The sequence below is a fragment of the Streptomyces flavofungini genome (assembly GCF_041028215.1).
GTDB lineage: Bacteria > Actinomycetota > Actinomycetes > Streptomycetales > Streptomycetaceae > Streptomyces > Streptomyces flavofungini_B.
On record NZ_JASKYR010001162.1, the window covers coordinates 1 to 1,294 of the forward strand.

Consider the following 1,294-nt stretch of genomic DNA (forward strand, 5'->3'; position numbering starts at 1 on the left):
GGGTGAGACCCGCCTCCCGTTCCACTCAAAGAGGGCTCGGAGCGCGGGACTTGAGCTTCGGGGCGGTGGCCGGGTCAGCCCGCCTTGAGGTTCTCGACGAACGCCGACCAGGCGGTGGCCCGGAACACGAGCTTCGGGCCCATGGGGTTCTTCGAGTCCCGGACGGGGACGATCGCCGGGTGCCCGTCGGCTACTTCGAGGCAGTCGCCACCGCTCGCTCCGCTGTGGGTGGACTTGCGCCAGCGGGCGACTTCCAGGCAGTTGCCGCCACTGCCGTCGCTGTAAGTGGACCTCTGCCAGAAGGTGGTGTCGAGGTCGTAGTCAGGGCTGCTCTTCATGTGCGTAATCCTGTGCCACAGACTCGATCAGGGCCAGGGATTCCCGGGGGGAGAGCGCGCTGGCCCCGAGCAGGTCGTAGGCGAGTTCGTACTGCGCGACGCTGGCGGGGTCATCCTCAAGCCGACCTGTCCGAAAGCCTTGCAGGTAGACGAGAGGCGCAGCGTCCGGACAGACCATCAGCTTGAGCGGTCCCTCCATGGCCATGTGCCCCCCGGCTGCAAATGTCAGCACCTGCACAATTACCCGGCGTTTGCGGCCCAGCGTGGCCACGTGCCGCAATGCCTCGGCCATGACGGACGGGCCACCTACCTCGCGGCGCAGGATCGACTCGTCAAGGATCGTCCACAACAACGGGGTTGTTGGGTCGTCGAGTAGACGTGACCGATCCAGGCGAGCTGCGACCAGTGCGTCGATTTCACCGTCCGTCGCTGACGGTCGTCCATCACAGAACACCGCTCGTGCATACCCCTGGGTCTGTAACAGCCCCGGGATCAACTGCGGCGCGTACTCCCGGATCGCCGTCGCGACCGCTTCCGCCTCCGCCGCCTCCGCGAAGTGATCGGGGTACCGGGACTTCGCCAGCGCCCCGCAGTTACGGGCGAAGAAGCCCCCCGTATCGAGCACGGCGTCGAAATGCCGCGCGTACTCCAGGTGCATCCGCCGCGTACCGGCCTCCAACTGTCCGATGAAGGAACCGCTGACGAACAGAGGGGCGCCGAGGGCCTCCTGGCTGAGGCCCGCCCGTTCTCGGGCGTGACGGAGTTCCGCGCCCAGGAGCGCGCGGGGGTTGGAGGAGGGGTCCAGGTCCTTGGGACGAGTCATGCGCAACGCCTCCATCTGACATGGGGGGTTGTTGGGTTGCGTGAACTGTTCAGCGTACGCAGGACCGGCCACGCTGGGTGAGCAAACGGAAACACTTGGTGAGAGGCAGAGACCATGGCGCTGACGGCACGGG

2 protein-coding genes are annotated in these 1,294 nt (G+C 66.7%); both read right to left on the minus strand.

Translation table 11 applies throughout. The features are described from left to right. Positions 1 to 74 precede the first annotated feature (74 nt). Positions 75 to 338, minus strand: a complete 264-nt coding sequence (locus tag AB8Z36_RS39375) for a DUF397 domain-containing protein (RefSeq protein WP_369218164.1) — start codon at positions 336 to 338, stop codon at positions 75 to 77. After that, a complete protein-coding gene (locus AB8Z36_RS39380; protein WP_369218165.1) occupies positions 322 to 1,161 on the minus strand; it encodes a helix-turn-helix domain-containing protein in 840 nt (279 codons plus the stop codon). The genes AB8Z36_RS39375 and AB8Z36_RS39380 overlap by 17 nt, the downstream gene beginning before the upstream one ends. Positions 1,162 to 1,294: the final 133 nt, after the last annotated feature.